This is a genomic window from Streptomyces pallidus (ex Mingjun et al. 2026) (assembly GCF_051550185.1).
In the GTDB taxonomy this organism is placed as follows: domain Bacteria; phylum Actinomycetota; class Actinomycetes; order Streptomycetales; family Streptomycetaceae; genus Streptomyces.
Window position 1 is genome coordinate 936,282 of record NZ_CP196181.1, and the last position, 16,411, is coordinate 952,692.

Sequence of the window (16,411 nt, forward strand, 5' to 3'; positions counted from 1 at the left end):
GGTTCTGGGTACTGTTTTCGAGACAGTGCGCGAACCGGGGTCTCGGGGTGGGGTTCATGGGACGTCAGACACGGGTGCGGGGCGCGGTGCTGGCGGCTTCGCTGCTGCTGGCCGCGACGGGGTGCACGGCGAACGGTACGGGCGACCGGACCGGCTCCCCCTCCGCGCCGCCCCCGGCGCCGGCGCCGACCGGGTCGTCCGCGGCGCCGCCGACAGCCGGTGACGGCCCGGCAGGCGGCGGCGGGGAGCTCCTGCCGGGCCTGGCGGGCGTCGCCGTGGCCCGTACGCAGCTGGCCGGGCTGACGGTGGCGCCCGGGGGAACGATGGCCGGATACAGCCGGGCCATGTTCACGCACTGGGCGGAGCAGGGCGGGGCGTGCGACACCCGCGAGGTGGTGCTCCGGCGCGACGGCGCGGACGTGGTGCAGGACGCGGAGTGCCGGGCGGTCTCCGGGAGGTGGAAGAGCCTTTACGACGGGGCGGTGGTGACCGACGCGGCGAAGATGGACATCGACCACGTGGTGCCGCTCGCCGAGGGGTGGCGTTCCGGCGCGGCCGCGTGGGACGCCGCCAAGCGGAAGGCGTTCGCCAACGACCTGGCCCGCCCCCAGCTGCTGGCGGTCACGGCGGCGTCGAACCGGTCGAAGGGCGACCAGGGCCCGGACCTGTGGCAGCCGCCGGACCGGTCGAGCTGGTGCGTCTACGGGCGGGCGTGGACGACGGTGAAGTCCGCCTACGGGCTGACGGTCACGGAAGCGGAGAAGAAGGTGCTCACGACGATGCTGGACACCTGCGCGGCCTGACGGCACCGCGGCAGGGTGCCGGACGGGAGCACCACCCGGGCCGACCCGCCCACCCGCCCGGTCAGGCGGGTGGGCGGGCGGAAGGGTGGCTGGTGCCCGGTCAGCCGTCGTATTCCGTGAGGTCGATGCCGTACACCTGGAGCAGGTGCCCGTGCTCCGGGTCGGTGGCCTCCCGCTCGGGCGCCATGCCCAGCTTGTCGGCCACGTTGTGGGAGGCCCGGTCACCGGCCCGGACCACGGCGATCACCCGGTCCAGGCCGCGGTCCTGGAGGGCGAACTCCAGGGCTGCCTGGGCGGCCTCGGAGGCGTAGCCCTGGCCCCAGTACGGGCGGCCGAGGCGCCAGCGGATGTCGACGGCGGGCAGCAGTTCGGGCAGTTCCTCGGGCACCGACAGCCCGACCGCGCCGATCAGCTCACCGGAGGCGAGCAGTTCGACGGCGAAGAGGCCGAAGCCCTCCTCGTCCCATTCGTCCTCCCAGCGCTCGATCTCGTCGGCGGTCTGCTCCAGGTCGAGCGGGGTGCCGTCGCCGGTCCAGCGCATCACCGCCGGGTCGGCGTTGATCTCCGACAGGGGGACGAGGTCGTCGTCGTCCCATCGGCGCAGGAGGAGGCGGGGGGTGCGGATCTCGGTCATGGACCCATCCTGCCGAAACGCCCCCTGCCTGCGGAAATCGGCGCGGTCAGGGCTGGTGGAAGCGGGCCTCGGGCACCTCGGCGGCGGGTCCGTCAAGCAGCGGCTGCGGTATGCCCCTGAGGTGAAGGTCGAGGAAGGCTCCCACGAAGCGGCGGGTGAGCTCGACGGAGCGGTCACCGGGCAGCGGGGTCATCCTCGGCAGTCCGAGGTCGTCGCTGACGGCGGGCCAGTCGGTGAAGGTGAAGTGGTGGGAGTCGGCGAAGGTGATCCAGCGTTTCCAGCCGTCGAGCCGGGGCCAGTTGGCGTCCCAGCCGGCCGGGTTGTCGGGGGCGCTGCCGGGGACGGTGCCGGCCCCGCCGAGCAGCAGGAAGGGCCGGCCGTGCAGTCCGCCCTGGGGAACGGGCGAGAACAGTCCACCGTCCATGTCGAAGCCGGCCCGGACCCGCGGGTCGGCCGCCATCACGGCGGCTGCCGCGGAGCCGCCCATCGAGTGGCCGCCGACGGCGATGCGGCTGCGGTCGATCAGCCCGGCGTGCCGCCGGTCGGAGTGCCGGCCGGTGAGCCGGTCCAGCAGGAAGGACACGTCGCGGGCCCGGTTGTCCGCCACCGGCCGGTAGTCCCGGGTCTGCTGCACGATCTCGCAGGCCTTGCAGGTCAGGACGCGCCCGCCGGGGAAGCTGGTGCCGGCGGTCTCGTACGCGTGGTCGACGGCGGCGACCACGTAGCCGCGGGAGGCGAGTTCCTCGGCGAGCGCGGTGAGCGTGGCGCGCGGCACGGTGAAGCCGGGCGAGAGGACGACCAGGGGATGGCGTCCGGCGACGGGGCGCGCTCCGGAGCGGGCGTACGCCTCGGTCCCGGCGAGGCTCTCGGCCGGGACCTGCTGCTCCAGGCCCCGGTCGGCGAGGAGGAGTCGGGCCTCGTCGCCGGTGAGGTACGGGGCCACTGGCCCGCCCGTGCCGCGGTGGGCCGGGTAGCGCAGGGTGACCATCAGCTCGCGCGGCCCGGACCCGGCCCAGGGGTCGGTGCGGTCGTGGTCCACGAGGTGGAGGGTCTCCTGCCCGACAGCGAACCGGCCGCTCGGGCGGGGCAGTTCGGGCAGCACCAGACCGGTGGTGGCGGCCGCGGCCACGGCGCCCGACGCGGCCGGAGCCCCCGGGGCGGGCCCGGCCGCGGAGGCGGTCCCGGCGGCGGTCAGGACGAGCGGCAGGAGCAGGGCGCTTAACGCGGCGGCCGCGGTGGTTCGGCGTCGGTTCATGCAGTCGACGCTACGCAACGGACGGCCCGTTGATCGTCGTCTCGCAGGCGGATCCCGGGCTCCGCCCGCAGGAGGGCCTCCCGTCCGTCCCGAGGGGGACGGACGGGAGGGCGGCCGGCGCGGTGTCAGGAGACGCTGATCGCGTCCAGCTTCGCCCGCAGGTACGCGTGGGAGTCGACCGGCTCGAGGGCCACGCGGCCGATCGGTTCCGGCAGGGACTCGACGCGCGTGTGCGGGTCGCACTCGTAGAAGTACACGAGCGACAGGAGTTCCTCCGCGGGCGCGTCGGTGGGCGGCGGCAGTACCCGGTGGCGGCCCGCCCGCCACCGGTCCCCCGTCCAGCGGGCCAGCAGGTCACCGATGTTCACCGTGAGGGCGGCCGGGTCGTACGGGGCGTCCTGCCAGCCTTCGGCGTCGGTGTGGACCTGGAGCCCGCCCGCGCCGGGTTCGCGGTCGAGGACGGTGACGGTGCCGAAGTCCGTGTGCGCGCCGATGCGGAACTGGCCGGGCAGCGGCGGGCCGACGACCTCGGTGCCCGGGTACCAGTTGAGGTTGAACCCCCACGTGGGGTGGCCGGTGTGCCGGGTGAAGTGGTCCCCGTCGAGGCCGAGGGCGCCGGCGAGGAGCTCCAGCAGCTCGTCGGACAGGGCCCGCATCCGGGTGAGGTACTCCTCCACCGGCGGGCGGAGCCCGGGCACTTCGGCCGGCCAGGCGTTCGGGCGGAACCACTCGGCGTCCACCGCGGGGTCGCCGGTGGGCTCGTCCGCGGCCCAGGACCAGGACTCCTTCAGGTCGGGCGGGGAGGCGGCGCCTTCGGCGTAGCTGTTGGCCTCGGCGCCCGGGCCGAGCCAGCCGCGGCCGCCGACGGTCACCGCGTACGGCTCCTTCACCGGCGCGGGCAGCCGGAAGAACGTCCGGGCGGCGGCCCGGATCCGGGCGGGCAGTGCCGGGTCGATTCCGTGCCCGGTGACCAGGAGGAATCCGGCTGCTCTGAGGGCCCCGTCGACCTGGGCGGCGGTCCGCGCGCGGGCCGCCGGGTCGCCGGACCGCCACGGCCCGAGGTCGATCACGGGGATCGGGTAGCCCGCTCCCCCGCCGCTCGCCGCACGCGGGGAACTCGCCATGGGGACCTGCCTTTCCGAGCCGTTGCCGGACGTCCGCCATCGAGGCTAGCGCCGTGACGGGCCGCCCGGCCCGTGGACGCGGCCACCGGGCTCGACGGGGGATCGCGGACGCGCCCGCCCGCCGGCGGGGGCCCGTCCCGTCAAGGGCGTTCCAGTCCGGCGCAGGGCGGCGAGTAGGGGACGTACGGGAGGTGGGCGGTCCACTGGGCCCGGGTGATCCGGGGACCGGTGTGGGCGCAGGCCTCGGCGATCACCCGGGCGAGGTCGGTTCCCGCGAGCCGGACGGTGGTGTCGAAGCCGCCGGAGGCGAGGACGGCCCCGTCGGGGCTGAAGGCGACCGAGCCGACGGCGGTGGCGTGGCCGGTGAGGGTGGTCAGCAGCCCGGGGCGGGCGGGGCGGGCCACGCTCCACAGGCGGACGGTGCGGTCGTCGCCGGCGCTGGCCAGGGTGCGGCCGTCGGGGCTGAACACCACGGCGCCGACCACGTCGGTGTGACCGGTGAGGGTGGCGAGGGGGGCGGGACGCCGCGGGTCGGCGACGTTCCACAGCCGGATCGGGGAGCGGCCGCCGCCCGCGGAGGCGAGGACGGCTCCGTCGGGGCTGAAGGCGACGGAGAACACGGCGGTGTCGTGGCCCTCCAGGGCGGCCAGCGGGGTCGGGCGGCGCGGGTCGGTGACGTCGGTGAGCCGGACGGTGGCGTCCTCTCCCGCGCTGGCCAGGGTGCGGCCGTCGGGGGCGAAGGCGACCGCGCGGACCGCGTCGCGGTGGCCGGCGAGCCGGGCGAGGAGGACGGGGCGGGCGGCGTCGGCCAGGTCCCACAGGCCCAGGCTGCCGTCGCTGCCGGAGGTGGCGAGCGTGTGCCCGTCGGGGCTGTAGGCGAGGGCGCGGACCTCGCCGCCCTGTCCGGTCAGCGAGGCCAGTGCGGTGGGTCGGGCCGGGTCGGACACGTCCCACAGACGGGCGGTGCCGTCGGCGGACCCCGTGGCCAGGGTGCGGCCGTCGGGGTGGTAGGCGAGGGCGCGGACGTCGCCGCCGTGCCCGGTCAGCGTGGCCACGGGTTCGGGCCGGTCGGTGCCCCGGGTCCGCCACAGTCGGGCGGTGTGGTCGCCGCTGGCGGTGGCCAGCTGCCGGCCGTCGGGGCGGTAGGCGAGCGCGACGACCTCCTTGGGGTGCGCCGGCAGCGTGGTCATCAGCGCACTGACGAGGCTGTCGCGGGTCTTCGGGGTGGGCGAGAGGCGGTACGCGGCCAGGCTGAGCTGGACGGCCAGCCCGGGCTCGGTGGTGGTGAGGTCGCCCGTGCTGTCGGCGAGGTTCCGGGCGACGGCGTCGTTGCGCTGCCGGGTCACTTCGGCGCCGGCCCGGACGGCGCTGGCGGTGGCGACGCCCGCGACCACGACGAGGGCGGCGAGCAGCGCGACGAGGTAGCCGAGGCGGCGGGCGCGGCGCCGGGCCGAGTTCCCGGCGGCCTCCTCGGCGGCGAGTCCGGCGTCCAGGAAGTCCCGCTCGGCGGCGGTGAGTTCGGTGGCGTGGCCGGCGGCGAGGTCGCGGGCGAGGGCGAGCCGGGTGCCGCGGTAGAGGGCTCCGGGGTCGCGCCCCAGGTGCTCCCAGGCCCGGGCGGCTTCGGTGAGGCGGCGGTGCAGCCGGATGCGTTCGCGGTCGTCGGTGAGCCAGCCGCGCAGCCGGGGCCAGGCGCGGATCAGGGCCTCGTGGGTGAGTTCGACCCGGCCGTCGTCGAGGGTGAGCAGCCGCAGCCGGGCGGCGCGGGCCAGCACGGTCGCGGTGTCGGCGTCCGAGGGCAGTTCGTCGCGGGCGACGGGCCGTTTGGTGTCCTCGGTGCCCTCGCCGAGGGCGATGAGGTGGACGAAGGTCTGCCGGGCCAGCTGCTGCTGGCGGCCGGTGAGGGAAGCGTGCAGGGCTTCCGCGGACTGGGCGAGGGCCCCTTCGAAGCCGCCCGCGGCGTGGAAGCCGTCCAGGGTCAGGGCCGCCCCGCGGCGGCGCCGCCAGGTCTCCAGCAGGGCGTGGGACAGCAGGGGCAGGGCGCCGACCTGTCCGTGCGCGTGGGCGACGAGGGTGGCCTGGAGGGCGCCTTCGACGGTGAGGCCGGCCCTGCGGGCCGGTTCGACGACGACGCGGCGCAGTTCGGCCGCGGTCATGGGGCCGACGACGGTCTGGGCGTCGCGCAGGACGGCGACGAGCGGGGCGTGGCGGGTGCAGTGGGCGTAGAAGTCGGCGCGGACGCCGAGGACGACGCGGCAGCGGGAGCCGGGCCGCTGCGCCCCGTCGACCAGGGCGGTGATGAACCGGGCCCGGGCGGCGGGGTCCGCGCAGACGGTGAAGACCTCCTCGAACTGGTCGACGACCAGGACGAGTTCTTCGGCGGTGGCGGGCTCTCGGGCGGCGGCGAGGGCCTCCTCCAGCCGGCCCAGGGGGTCCGGTCCCGGGGTGAGGACGCGGGCCGCGGTGTGCGGGGCGTCCCGGTGGAGCCGGGGCAGGAGTCCGGCGTGCAGGAGGGAGGACTTGCCGGCTCCGGAGGCACCGACGAGGGCGACGACCCGGTGGCGGGCGAGGGTGGCGAGGAGGTCCTCGACGAGCCGCTCCCGGCCGAAGAACAGGCCGGCGTCCTCGGCCCGGAACGCCGACAGGCCGACGTACGGGACGCCCTCGGGGGCGTCCTGCGGCGGGTCGGCGCCCGGCCCGTCCGCGGGTTCGACGGCCGGGTCGCGGCTCCCGGCGGACAGTTCGGCGGCGACGGCGTGCCAGCGCCGCTCCCACTCCCCCGTGTCTGCGCCGCAGGCACGGACGTAGGCGAGGGTCACGTCCAGGCTCGGCAGCCGCCGGCCGGCCGCCGCCTCGGACAGGGTCGCCACCGAGTAGTGGGCGCTGGCCGCGAGGCGGCGGTACGGCGGGGAGCCCGCGTCGTGGCGCAGGCGGCGCAGGGCGGCGGCGAACCGCAGCAGCGGTCCGTCGCCGTCGTCCAGGGGGCGCTCCTTGCGGGCCATGCCCCTTCCCTTCCCCGGAGGACCGGTTTCCTGCCTCCCCGTGCGGATTGTTCGGCGGTTGTTTGTTCGCCCGCACCCCCCCGACGCCGGACAACGGATCGCCGCTACACCTGGGTCGACCGCACACCGCACCGCGTCAGGAAGGAGCCCGGGTGGACCGACACCGCATCGCCGCCGCGGCGCTCGCCGCCACCGCCACGACCGCGGCCCTGGCCGTCGTCCTGGTCCTGGACGGCTGCGGGTCCCCCGCCCGGGGGCCCGACGCCCGCGAGCCGAGCGCCGCCGAGTCCCGGACGCTGGCGCGGGCCGAGCAGGTCCTGATCAGCCGGTGCATGGCGGCGCGGGGGTTCCCGTACGAGGTGGCCGAGGTGCCGCAGGACGGCGCGCGCTCCTTCCCGTACGTCGTGGACGACGTCGCGTGGGCCCGGGAGCACGGCTACGGCGGCGCCGAGGAGCGGGCCGCCGCCCGGGCCCGCGAGGACGACCCCAACCAGCGGTACTTCCGGCAGCTGCCGGCGGCCCGGCGCGCGGCCGCACGTACCGCGCTGATGGGCGCCGCCCCCGTGGGGTTGTCGGCGAAGGCGCCGACCGGAGTGACGATCACCGCCTCCGCGGACGGCTGCATCGCCGACGCGCAGCGCACCCTGTACGGCGATCCGGCGACCTGGTTCCGGGTCAAGGTCGTCACGATGAACCTGCGGCCGGTGCGGGAGGCGCGGGTCCTCGAGGACGCGCGCTACGCCGGGGCGGTCGCCGAGTGGGCGGCGTGCATGAAGGCGGCGGGCCGGCCCCACGCCACCCCCGACGAGTCCCGGCGGGCCGCAGCCCGGTGGGGCGAGGAACTGCCTCCGGCCGAGGCGGACGCGGCCGCGGCCGAGCTGGCCGTCGTCGAAGCGACCTGTGCGACCGGCACCCCGCTGGCCCGGGTCTCCCAGTCCCTGGACCGCGCCTACGGCGAGGAGCTCCGTACCCGGTACCGGGCGGAGCTCACGCTGAGGTGGCGGCTCCAGAGCGAGGCGCTGCCGAAGGCGCGGCGCCTCGCGCAGTCCGAGCACGACACCACCACCGAGACCTCTGGAGGGTCCCGTGCGTAAGTACCGCAGCCTGTTCCTGGCCGGCGCGCTCACCGTTTCGCTGCTGGCCGTTCCCGCCGTGCTGACCACGGCGGGCGCCGCCCCGGCCGACGCCTCCGGCCTCGCCGCGGACGGCAACTACTGGGTCTGGGAGCACACCAACCGCGGCGGCGCCTCGTGCGGCTGGGCCGGCAACGACACCGACTGGCGCACGTGCGGCGCCACCGGCACCTTCGACATGAACGACAAGGCGTCGTCCTGGTGGAACAACGGCTACGCCGGCTCCTACGGGGACGTCCGCGTCTACGAGGACATCAACTACGGCGGGGCTTCCACCTGTGCGCCCAACGGCTCCGCCGGCAACGTCCCGTGGGAGTGGAACGACCGGATCTCCTCCCACAAGTGGGTCAACAACTGCGGCTACTGACCGCCGCCTCCCGGGGCCCGCAGGGCGTACCGGACCTGCCCTCCGGCGGTTCCGGTGCGCTCGAAGCCGGCCCGTTCGAGCACCCCGTGGGAGGGGGCGTTGTCCTCGTCGACCGAGGCGTGCAGGACGGCCCGGCCGGGCTGCCCGAAGGCCCATGCGGCCAGGCCGTTCAGCGCGTCGGTGGCGAGGCCGTTGCCCCGGGCCGAGGGGACGAGGTCGTAGCCGACCTCGGTGTTCCCGTCGGCGTCGGGGGCGGCGTGGAAGCCGATGCCGCCGACGGCCCTGCGGTCGTCCGTGCGGATGACGGCGTACGCGCCCCAGCCCGGGCGGTACGTGCCGTCCCGGTAGGCGGTGGCGGTCATCCCGGCGGCGAACCGGGTGCCCTCGGCGGGGCCGTCCGCGGGCCAGGCGAAGCCGCCGCTGCCGCCGTCGCGGAGGTCGCCGGCGACGTCCGGGGTGACCTCGCAGAGCACGACGCGGTCGCCGGCCGGGACGGGGTCGGCGTACCAGCGCCAGGCGGCGAGGCGGGGCAGCCCGGGGAGGGCGGTCCGGCCGGTCGCCCAGAGCAGGGTCGGCCAGGGGGCGGCGGCGTCGCGGGGCGTGTGGGGGAAGAGCCGGTCCAGGGCGAAGGTGCACAGCTCCGGGTCGGGGGCGAAGCCGCGGGCGCCGAGGGCGTCGAGGACGTCGTGGGTGTGGACCAGCGCTTCGACGACGCCCATCGCGGCGAAGCCCTCGGCGTCGGCCGTTCCGTACGGGTGCCAGGCGCGGTCGCCGGGGGCGGCCGCGGTCACGGCGGCGGTCAGCCGGGCGCCGGTGGCGGCGACGGCCCCGATCACCTCGGCGGGCGGGGCGCCGGGGGCGGTGTACCGCTCGGCCTCCATGGGGCCCTGCGCGCGGGCGGTGAGGCGGGCGGCGTACACGGTGAAGTCGTTGACGATGTGGACGGCCGTGTCGTGGCAGCTCCATTCCAGTCCGGCCGCGGGCGCGGTCCAGTCGAGGTGGGACACGTCGCGCAGTGCCCGCGTGACGAGGGAAACGGCTCGGTCCATGGCGTGGGCGCCGGTGATCTTCATGGGCGGAACCCTAGGATGCGGCAGGTGCCCGGGCCAGCGGATATCGGGCGAACCGGGGCCGCGCGTCCGGATTGCGGCGGTGGCGCGGCGGAGAGGCGGAAGTGATGACCGGTCTGCGCGAGGTCCTGGCGCCCTTCGTGGACAGCGGGGCGGTGCCCGGGGCGGTGGCCCTGGTGGACCGCGCCGGCCAGGTGGAGGTCGCCGCGATCGGGTCGGCGGACGCGGAGGGGACCTCCCCGATGGTCCGGGACTCGATCTTCCGGATCGCCTCGTTGACCAAGCCCGTCACGGCCGCCGCGGTGATGATGCTGGTCGAGGAGGGCCGGTGCGCACTGGACGACCCGGTCGCGCCGTGGCTGCCGGAGCTGGCCTCGCCGGTCGTCGTGCGGACGCCGGCGAGCCCGGTGGCGGACGTGGTGCCAGCGGCCCGTCCGGTCACCGTCTTCGACCTGCTCACCTTCCGTGCCGGGATCGGCTTCCCCGACGACTTCTCGTTGCCCGCGGTCGCGCTGCTCTTCGAGGAGCTGCGGCAGGGGCCGCCGCGGCCGCAGGAGGTGCCGGCGCCGGACGCCTGGATGCGGGCGCTGTCGCGGATCCCCCTGCTGCACCAGCCGGGCGAGGCCTGGCTGTACCACACGTGCTCGGACGTGCTGGGCGTGCTGGTCGCCAGGGTGTCGGGCAGGCCCCTGCCCGAGTTCCTGGAGGAACGGGTCTTCGATCCGCTCGGCATGTCCGACACCGGCTTCGCGGTGCCGACCGCCGATCTGGGCCGGTTCACCGGCCAGTACCGGGCGGCCGACGGCGGGCTCCAGCTGCTCGATCCGCCCCACGGGCAGTGGAGCAGCGCCCCGCTGTTCCCGTCGGGCGCCGGCGGCCTCGTCTCGACGGCCGACGACGTCGCCGCTTTCTGCCGGATGCTGCTCGCCGGGGGCGCCCTGGACGGCGGCCGGGGCCGGATCCTGACCGAGGGGTCGGTGCAGCGGATGACCACGGACTGGCTGACGCCGGATCAGCGGGCGGGGGCCGAGCTGTTCCTGGAGGGCCAGGGGTGGGGGTTCGGCGGCTCCGTCGACGTGGCTCCGCGGGATCCGTGGAACGTGGTCGGGCGGTACGGCTGGATCGGCGGCACGGGGACGGCGGCCCACATCACGCCGTCGACGGGCACCGTCGCCGTGCTGCTGACCCAGGTCGAGCTGAGCAGCCCGAGCGCGCCCGCGGTGATGCGCGCGTTCTGGACGTACGCCGCCCGCCCGCACCCGGCGGCGTAGCCGGGCCGTCGAGCGGGCGGGGGCTTCAGAGGCGGACGGTCCAGCCGAGCGTGGCGCGCAGGGTGCCGGCCGTCTTCGGGTCGCGCACGGCGGGGGTGCGGTCCTCGACGGTGACGGACAGCCGGTGGCTGCGCCGGTCGAGCAGCCACAGCTCCGCGACGGCGACCTCGGTGCGGCCGGCGAGGCGCTTCAGCTCGCGTCCGTCGAGGTGCCAGCGGACGTCGAGCTGCCGCCCGTCGGCGCCGGTGAGCCGGGGCACGGACACCTTGGCGGTGTGGTGGAGCCGCAGGGTGCGGGTGGTCGGGGTGACGGCGGTGACGGGCCGGGCGTGCTGGTAGAAGCCGCCGATCATCGCCTCGGTGCCGGGCAGGTTGAAGGGCTTGCCGAGGACCCGCATCAGCGAGTTGTCGGTGGGCCGGTGGAGGCCGGTGACGTAGTAGCCGCCGCCCTCGTACGTGCCGACGGTGCCGCCGTCGGGTGACGGCTCGCCGAGCCACCGGTACCACTTGGCCCGTTCGGCGGCCATCCGGTCGGCGGTCAGGGTGGAGGTGTTGGAGTCGGCGGGCTCGGGGCCCTCGTACTTCTCGTAGCCGGGGGTGTCGGGGTAGAAGTACTCGTCGGCGAGCTTGCCGAGGGAGTGGCCGGTCTCGTGGATGGCGACCTGGCCGGACTTGGCGTTGCCCGCGGAGGCGGTGGAGATGCCCTCGTAGCCGAGGGTGGCGCTGCGCTCGTTGTAGCCGGCGCCCCCGTACTTGGCGCTGTTGGCGAGGACGAGGACGAGGTCGGCGTCGGGTGCCTTCGCGACGTACCCGTCCACCTTCGCCTGGTCGATGCACAGCAGCCGTTCGATGTCCTCGCACCAGAAGTACGAGCCGAGGGCGGTGTCGCGGACGGTGGCGGGGGTGGGGTCGCCGGTGACGCCGGAGTCGCGGGAGACGGCGTCGACGGTCCAGACGTTGAAGAGGTTGCGGTAGGTGGCGTACGGCTCGACGGCGGTGACCTCGGCCCATTTGGCCCGGGCGTCGGCGTGGAAACGGTCCAGCTCGGCGGCGGTGTAGCCGTCGCCCACGACGACGACGTCGAGGCGGTCCGCGCTGGGCCCCCCGTCGACGATCTTGGTGACGGTGCCGTCGGCGGCCCGCTCGGCCTCGGAGAGGCGGGCCCCGGCCCCGGCGCGTCCGGCGGCGCGCACCCGGACGTGGCCGGAACCGGCGACGGTGCCGCCCTCCGGGCCCGGCACCTCCACGCGGGGACCGACTCCGGCCGGTGCGGCGGGCGCGGCGGGTGAGGACGGTGACGGCGGTGCGGGCGCGGCGGTCGCTCCGACCGGGCCCGCGGCCAGCAGCAGCGCGGTCGCACCGGCCGCGGCGACGGCGGCGCGCAGGGCCGTTCGGACGGCTCGGTCCATGAAGTCCTCCCCCGGGTAAGGCAGTTAAGCGGTCACATAAGTGCAGTGAACCGGCTACTTAACCTAGGGGCGGCCCGGGGCGTGCGCAATGGCCTGTCGCCGCTGAATACTGGGGAGTTGGAACCAGCAGGGGGTCTTCATGGACGAACCGGCCGAGATCGGCCGCAGGGTTGCCCGGATGCGCGCCGAACGCGGCCTGACGCAGCGGGCGCTGGCGGAGCCCGCGTACACCGCCGCCTACATCTCGACGCTGGAGTCGGGCAGGGTCAGGCCGTCGGAGGCGGCGCTGCGCTACCTCGCCGAGCGGCTCGGCACCTCGTACGAGGAGCTCGCCACGGGCCGCCCCGCCCGGCTGGCCACCGAGCTCCGGCTCGCCCTCACCGACGCCCAGGTGACGCTGGCGACCGGCGACGCCGCCGAGGCCGCCGCCCACTACCGGCGCCTCCTGGCGGACGCCGAGCGGCTCGACCTCGCCGCCGAGCGGGCGGAGGCGCTCCTCGGGCTCGGCGACTGCGCCCTGGAGTCAGGAGAACTGGGCGCGGCGATCGGCCACTTCGAGGCCGTCGAGCGCCTGCTGTCCGCCGAGCCGCCGCCCCGCCGGGCCCGCGCGGTCCGCGGTCGGGCCGTCGCCCACCTGCTCGCCGGGGAGCTGCGCTACGCCTGCTACCTGCTGGAGTCGGCGATCGACGAACTGGACGCGAGCGGCCTGGCCGACCCCGAGGCGCTGGTCCTGCTGTACGCGGCGGTGATCGGCCCGTACATCGACATGGGCGCCCACGCCCGGGCGGCCCGCGCCGCCGAGATCGCCCTCGCCCTCGCCCCGCGGGTCGACGACCCGGCGCTGGTGGCGGGCATGCACCGGCAGGTGGCGCGGACGTTCCTGGCGGCGGGGCGGACGGCCGACGCCGACGCCTCCCTCGCCAAGGCCCAGTCGATCTACCGGCAACTGCGGCTGCAGACGGACCTGGCGCACTGCCACTGGATGCGGGGCTACGTGCAGGCGCAGGACGGCGACCTGGTGTCGGCGGAGGCCGAGCTGCGCACGGCCCGGGACATGCTGGCGGCCCGGCGGGCGGCCCTGTACACGGCGCAGGTGGAGGTGGAACTCGCGGACGTGCTGCGCCGGCTGGGCCGCGGCGAGGAGGCGGCCGAGCTGCTCGCGGGCCTGCTGGAGCTGGGCGACAGCCACGGGGCGGTGCACGCGGGCGGGGCGCACCGGCTGCTCGGCCTGATGGCGGAGGAGCGCGGGGAGGCCGAGAGCGCCGAGCGGCACTACGTACAGGCACTGGGCCTGCTGGAGCGGAGCGGGGCCAGCGGGGACCTGGCGGACCTCTGCCGGCTGCTGGGCGACCTGCTGCGGCGCACCGGCCGCACCGAGGCCGCGCTCGACGCGTACCGGACCGGCCTGGGGCACCGCGCGGCGCCGGGCACGACGACGCTGGGCCCGGCGCCGGCGGCCCCGCCGGCGGTGCTCGGGGGCGGTCCGGGGCGGCCGGTCCGGGGGGACTGAACGGCCCGACCGGTCCGGGCGGCCTCACCGGGGCTGGCCGTCCGGGCGGTCCGCCTCCGGTGCGGGCCCGGGGCGGGTGCACGTGCAGGGGTGTCAGGTGCCGTCGGGCGTCTCCTGCTCCCCGCTGGTGCGGGCGCGGGCGCCCGAGCGGGTGCGCGATGCCGTCTGGGCGCGCTGCGGATGGCGGCGCACGTACTCGTGCTCCAGCTCGTTCATCCGCTGCGTATGGGTGACCAGCGCGTCGTCCGACCCGTGCAGCAGGGTCTCGTGGCGGGTGCGGTGGATGGCCTCCAGCTCCTTGAGCAGCCTGCCTTCCTCCAGCTTCCGCGCCGACGGACCGCCGTCGTGCTCAGCCATGACCGCTACACCTCCCGCTCTGCGTCACCGACGGACCTGGTGACTCCATCATCCCCTCCACGGGCCCTTTCGGCCCGGCCGCGGCCAGCGAGTAGACACTGTCTACGATGATCGGCTAGACATGGGCCATGGACCAGGAGACAGCGCACCGCGCCCCGGAGCACCCTGCCGCGTTCGAGTTGGTGTTCCACCACGCCCGCCCCGGCCGGGTCGCGTCATGAGGCAGCGGCCCGCGCTCGTGGTCAGCGTCGCCGGCGCGGCCCTCGTCGCCCTCGACGGAACCGTGCTCAGCGTGGCCCAGCCCGCCCTGGGCGGCGACCTCGGGGCGAGCGTGGGGCAGGTGCAGTGGACCAGCACCGCCTACCTGCTCGCCGTGGCCGCGTTCCTCGTCGTCGCCGGCCGCCTCGGCGACCGGTACGGGCACGCCCGGCTGCTGCTCGTCGGGGCGCTCGGCTTCGCCGCGGCCTCGGCGGCCATCGCCACCGCCCCCGGCATCGGCTGGGTGATCGCCCTGCGGGCGGTGCAGGGCGTGTTCGGGGCTCTGCTCCAGCCGGCGACGCTCGCCCTGCTGCGGCTGGCGTACCCGGCGGAGCGGCTCGCCGGCCCGGTGGCCGTCCGGACCGGGGCGATCGGGGTGGCCGCGGCGGCCGGACCGCTGCTCGGCGGGCTGCTGGTCGCCCAGGCGGGCTGGCGGTCGGTGTTCTGGCTGAACGTCCCCGTGGCCGTGGCCATCGCCGCCCTGGTGCCGGCCGTACGGGCACCCGCGCCGGACCGGACCGCTCCGCGCGGGCCGCAGCCGGTGGGGGCGGTGCTGCTCGCCGCCGCCCTCGCGGTCCTCGTGCACGCGCTGGCCGGCGTACCCGGGCACGGGTGGCTGTCCGCGCCGACGCTGCTGGGGCTCGGCGGGGCCGCCGCGATCGCCGCGCTGTTCGTGCACCGCGAACGGCGCTCCGCGCAGCCGCTGGTGCCGCCCGCCGTGGCGCGGTCGGTGCCGGTCGCCGCGTCGATGGCGCTGCTGCTGTGCGTCTCCGCGGGCATGTTCGGGGCGCTGTTCACGGCCACCTTCCTGCTCCAGGAGCGGCGCGGCCTGGACCCGTTGGCCACCGGCCTGCTGGTGCTGCCGCTGACCGCGTGCATGGTCGCCGGGGCGCCGGCGGCCGGGATGCTGCTGCGGCGCTGGGGGCCGCGTCGGACCGCGCTCGGCGGCACGGCCCTGGTCATCGCCGGTGTGGCCGGGCTCTGCCTGTGGGCCGGGCCCGCGGTCACCGCGGCGTTCGCGGTGCTCGGCGCCGGCTTCGCCGCCGTCATGGTGACCGCCACCGGGACCGTGGTCGGGGACGCCCCGCCCGGCTGCGCGGGGGTCGTCGGAGGGCTCAAGCAGACGGCGATGAACGTCGGCCCCGTCCTCGGGATCGCCGTCGCCGCGGGCGCGGGGGCCTCGCCGGGCGCACTGCTCGCACTGGCCGCCCTGCCCGCCGCGGGCCTCCTGGCGGCGTCACTCCTGCCGCGCGGCGCGCGCCCGGCAGCTGCGGGCGACGTCGTCGGCGAAGACCCGGGCCAGCGGGGACAGGGCGTCCCAGCTGCGGACGGCCCAGCCGACCGGGAGGGGCGGCAGCGCCGGGATCGGGACGAGGCGCAGCGGCCCGCCTGATCCGGGCACCTGCCAGCCGGGCAGGGCGGGCACCAGGGCGTGGCCCAGCCCTAGTTCGGCCAGGAGCAGGGCGGTGTCCCAGTCGGCCACGCTGGTGTCGGAGCGGACGGTGACACCGGCTTCGGCGAGGGCGGCGTCGAGGTGGGACCGGGAGGTGGAGTTCTGCGGGAGCCGGATGTGGCGGATGCCGGCCAGGTCGGGGGTGTCGATGCGGGGGCGGGACGCGAGGGGGTCGTCGGCGCCGACCGCGAGGACCCACGGCAGCTCCAGGACGGGGCGCTGCTCGATGCCGCGCACCGGCTTGCCGATGGTGATCCAGGCGAGGTCCAGGTCGTCGGCGGCGAGGGCGTCGAAGCAGCCGCGGCCGGAGTTCTTGGTCTCGAACTCCAGGCTGACGTCCGGGTGGCGGCGGCGGAAGCCGACGATGGCCTCGGACATGAAGTGCCGTACGGTCGTCGCGCCCGTGGTGATGCGGACCGACCCGGTGTCCCCGCGGACGAGGTCCGCCAGATGGCGCAGCGCCCCGTCGAGGCCGGCGATGCCGTCGGCGGCGGCCGCCTGCAGGATCCGGCCGGCCTCGGTGGGGACGGCGCCGCGGGCGTGGCGGGCGAGCAGGGCGGTGCCGATCTGCTTCTCCAGGCGGCGGACGTGCTGGCTGACGGCGGACTGGGTGCAGCCGAGGTCGCGGGCGACGGCGCTGAGGCTGCCGGCCCGGCAGACGGCCACGAAGACACGCAGGTCGTCGAGGGTCATGCACCCAAGCTATCGCTTGGGTGTTGATAGGAAATCAGAGGATTGACTTGGAGGTGGGGGTGGACCACGATCGTTC

The 16,411-nt window shown here is 76.3% G+C and carries 13 protein-coding genes and 1 pseudogene; 6 read left to right on the top strand and 8 right to left on the bottom strand.

Annotated elements, in window-relative coordinates:
• Positions 1-56 precede the first annotated feature (56 nt).
• Positions 57-803, top strand: coding sequence for an HNH endonuclease family protein (locus tag ACSHWO_RS03870; protein ID WP_438310054.1), 747 nt, complete (start codon positions 57-59; stop codon positions 801-803).
• Between the two features lie 100 nt (positions 804-903).
• Here ACSHWO_RS03870 and ACSHWO_RS03875 read toward each other — a convergent pair whose 3' ends face one another.
• The 4 genes from ACSHWO_RS03875 to ACSHWO_RS03890 form a co-directional block, all read right to left on the bottom strand.
• Complete coding sequence (locus ACSHWO_RS03875) at positions 904-1,437, bottom strand: GNAT family N-acetyltransferase (protein WP_385804294.1); 534 nt, start codon at positions 1,435-1,437, stop codon at positions 904-906.
• 46 nt (positions 1,438-1,483) lie between these two features.
• On the bottom strand, positions 1,484-2,692 hold the full coding sequence (locus ACSHWO_RS03880) for an alpha/beta hydrolase family protein (RefSeq protein ID WP_438310055.1): 1,209 nt from the start codon (positions 2,690-2,692) through the stop codon (positions 1,484-1,486).
• A gap of 125 nt (positions 2,693-2,817) precedes the next feature.
• On the bottom strand, positions 2,818-3,816 hold the full coding sequence (locus tag ACSHWO_RS03885) for an isopenicillin N synthase family dioxygenase (RefSeq protein ID WP_438310056.1): 999 nt from the start codon (positions 3,814-3,816) through the stop codon (positions 2,818-2,820).
• Between the two features lie 140 nt (positions 3,817-3,956).
• Positions 3,957-6,815 (bottom strand): nSTAND1 domain-containing NTPase, encoded by a 2,859-nt coding sequence (locus tag ACSHWO_RS03890; RefSeq protein WP_438310057.1) that lies wholly within the window; start codon positions 6,813-6,815, stop codon positions 3,957-3,959.
• 152 nt (positions 6,816-6,967) lie between these two features.
• Here ACSHWO_RS03890 and ACSHWO_RS03895 point away from each other — a divergent pair, with 152 nt between their 5' ends.
• Both ACSHWO_RS03895 and ACSHWO_RS03900 read left to right on the top strand, forming a co-directional pair.
• Positions 6,968-7,909 carry a hypothetical protein gene (locus ACSHWO_RS03895; RefSeq protein ID WP_438310058.1) on the top strand — a complete coding sequence of 314 codons (942 nt, stop codon included), beginning with the start codon at positions 6,968-6,970 and terminating at the stop codon, positions 7,907-7,909.
• On the top strand, positions 7,902-8,315 hold the full coding sequence (locus tag ACSHWO_RS03900; RefSeq protein WP_385804304.1) for a peptidase inhibitor family I36 protein: 414 nt from the start codon (positions 7,902-7,904) through the stop codon (positions 8,313-8,315). Before ACSHWO_RS03895 ends, ACSHWO_RS03900 begins: the two co-directional genes overlap by 8 nt.
• Here ACSHWO_RS03900 and ACSHWO_RS03905 read toward each other — a convergent pair.
• Entirely contained in the window at positions 8,309-9,388 is a 1,080-nt protein-coding gene (locus ACSHWO_RS03905; protein ID WP_438310059.1) for a GNAT family N-acetyltransferase, read from the bottom strand. The genes ACSHWO_RS03900 and ACSHWO_RS03905 overlap by 7 nt on opposite strands.
• Positions 9,389-9,492: 104 nt before the next feature.
• On the opposite strand from ACSHWO_RS03905, the gene ACSHWO_RS03910 reads away from it, so the two are divergent.
• The gene (locus ACSHWO_RS03910; RefSeq protein ID WP_438310060.1) at positions 9,493-10,656 is read left to right on the top strand and encodes a serine hydrolase domain-containing protein; all 1,164 of its coding nucleotides are present in this window, start codon (positions 9,493-9,495) and stop codon (positions 10,654-10,656) included.
• 25 nt (positions 10,657-10,681) lie between these two features.
• Here ACSHWO_RS03910 and ACSHWO_RS03915 read toward each other — a convergent pair whose 3' ends face one another.
• On the bottom strand, positions 10,682-12,064 hold the full coding sequence (locus ACSHWO_RS03915) for a M64 family metallopeptidase (protein WP_438310061.1): 1,383 nt from the start codon (positions 12,062-12,064) through the stop codon (positions 10,682-10,684).
• 139 nt (positions 12,065-12,203) lie between these two features.
• Between ACSHWO_RS03915 and ACSHWO_RS03920 the strand changes: the two genes are divergently transcribed.
• Complete coding sequence (locus tag ACSHWO_RS03920; protein WP_438310062.1) at positions 12,204-13,574, top strand: helix-turn-helix domain-containing protein; 1,371 nt, start codon at positions 12,204-12,206, stop codon at positions 13,572-13,574.
• 93 nt (positions 13,575-13,667) lie between these two features.
• Here the strand turns inward: ACSHWO_RS03920 and ACSHWO_RS03925 are convergent, their stop codons facing one another.
• Positions 13,668-13,931, bottom strand: coding sequence for a DUF6158 family protein (locus ACSHWO_RS03925; protein WP_361085452.1), 264 nt, complete (start codon positions 13,929-13,931; stop codon positions 13,668-13,670).
• Positions 13,932-14,148: 217 nt separating this feature from the next.
• On the opposite strand from ACSHWO_RS03925, the pseudogene ACSHWO_RS03930 reads away from it, so the two are divergent.
• Positions 14,149-15,459 (top strand): annotated as a pseudogene (locus ACSHWO_RS03930) (MFS transporter); the annotation flags it as partial.
• Here the strand turns inward: ACSHWO_RS03930 and ACSHWO_RS03935 are convergent.
• The gene (locus ACSHWO_RS03935) at positions 15,427-16,335 is read right to left on the bottom strand and encodes a LysR family transcriptional regulator (RefSeq protein ID WP_438310063.1); all 909 of its coding nucleotides are present in this window, start codon (positions 16,333-16,335) and stop codon (positions 15,427-15,429) included. The pseudogene ACSHWO_RS03930 and the gene ACSHWO_RS03935 overlap by 33 nt on opposite strands.
• Positions 16,336-16,411 lie beyond the last annotated feature (76 nt).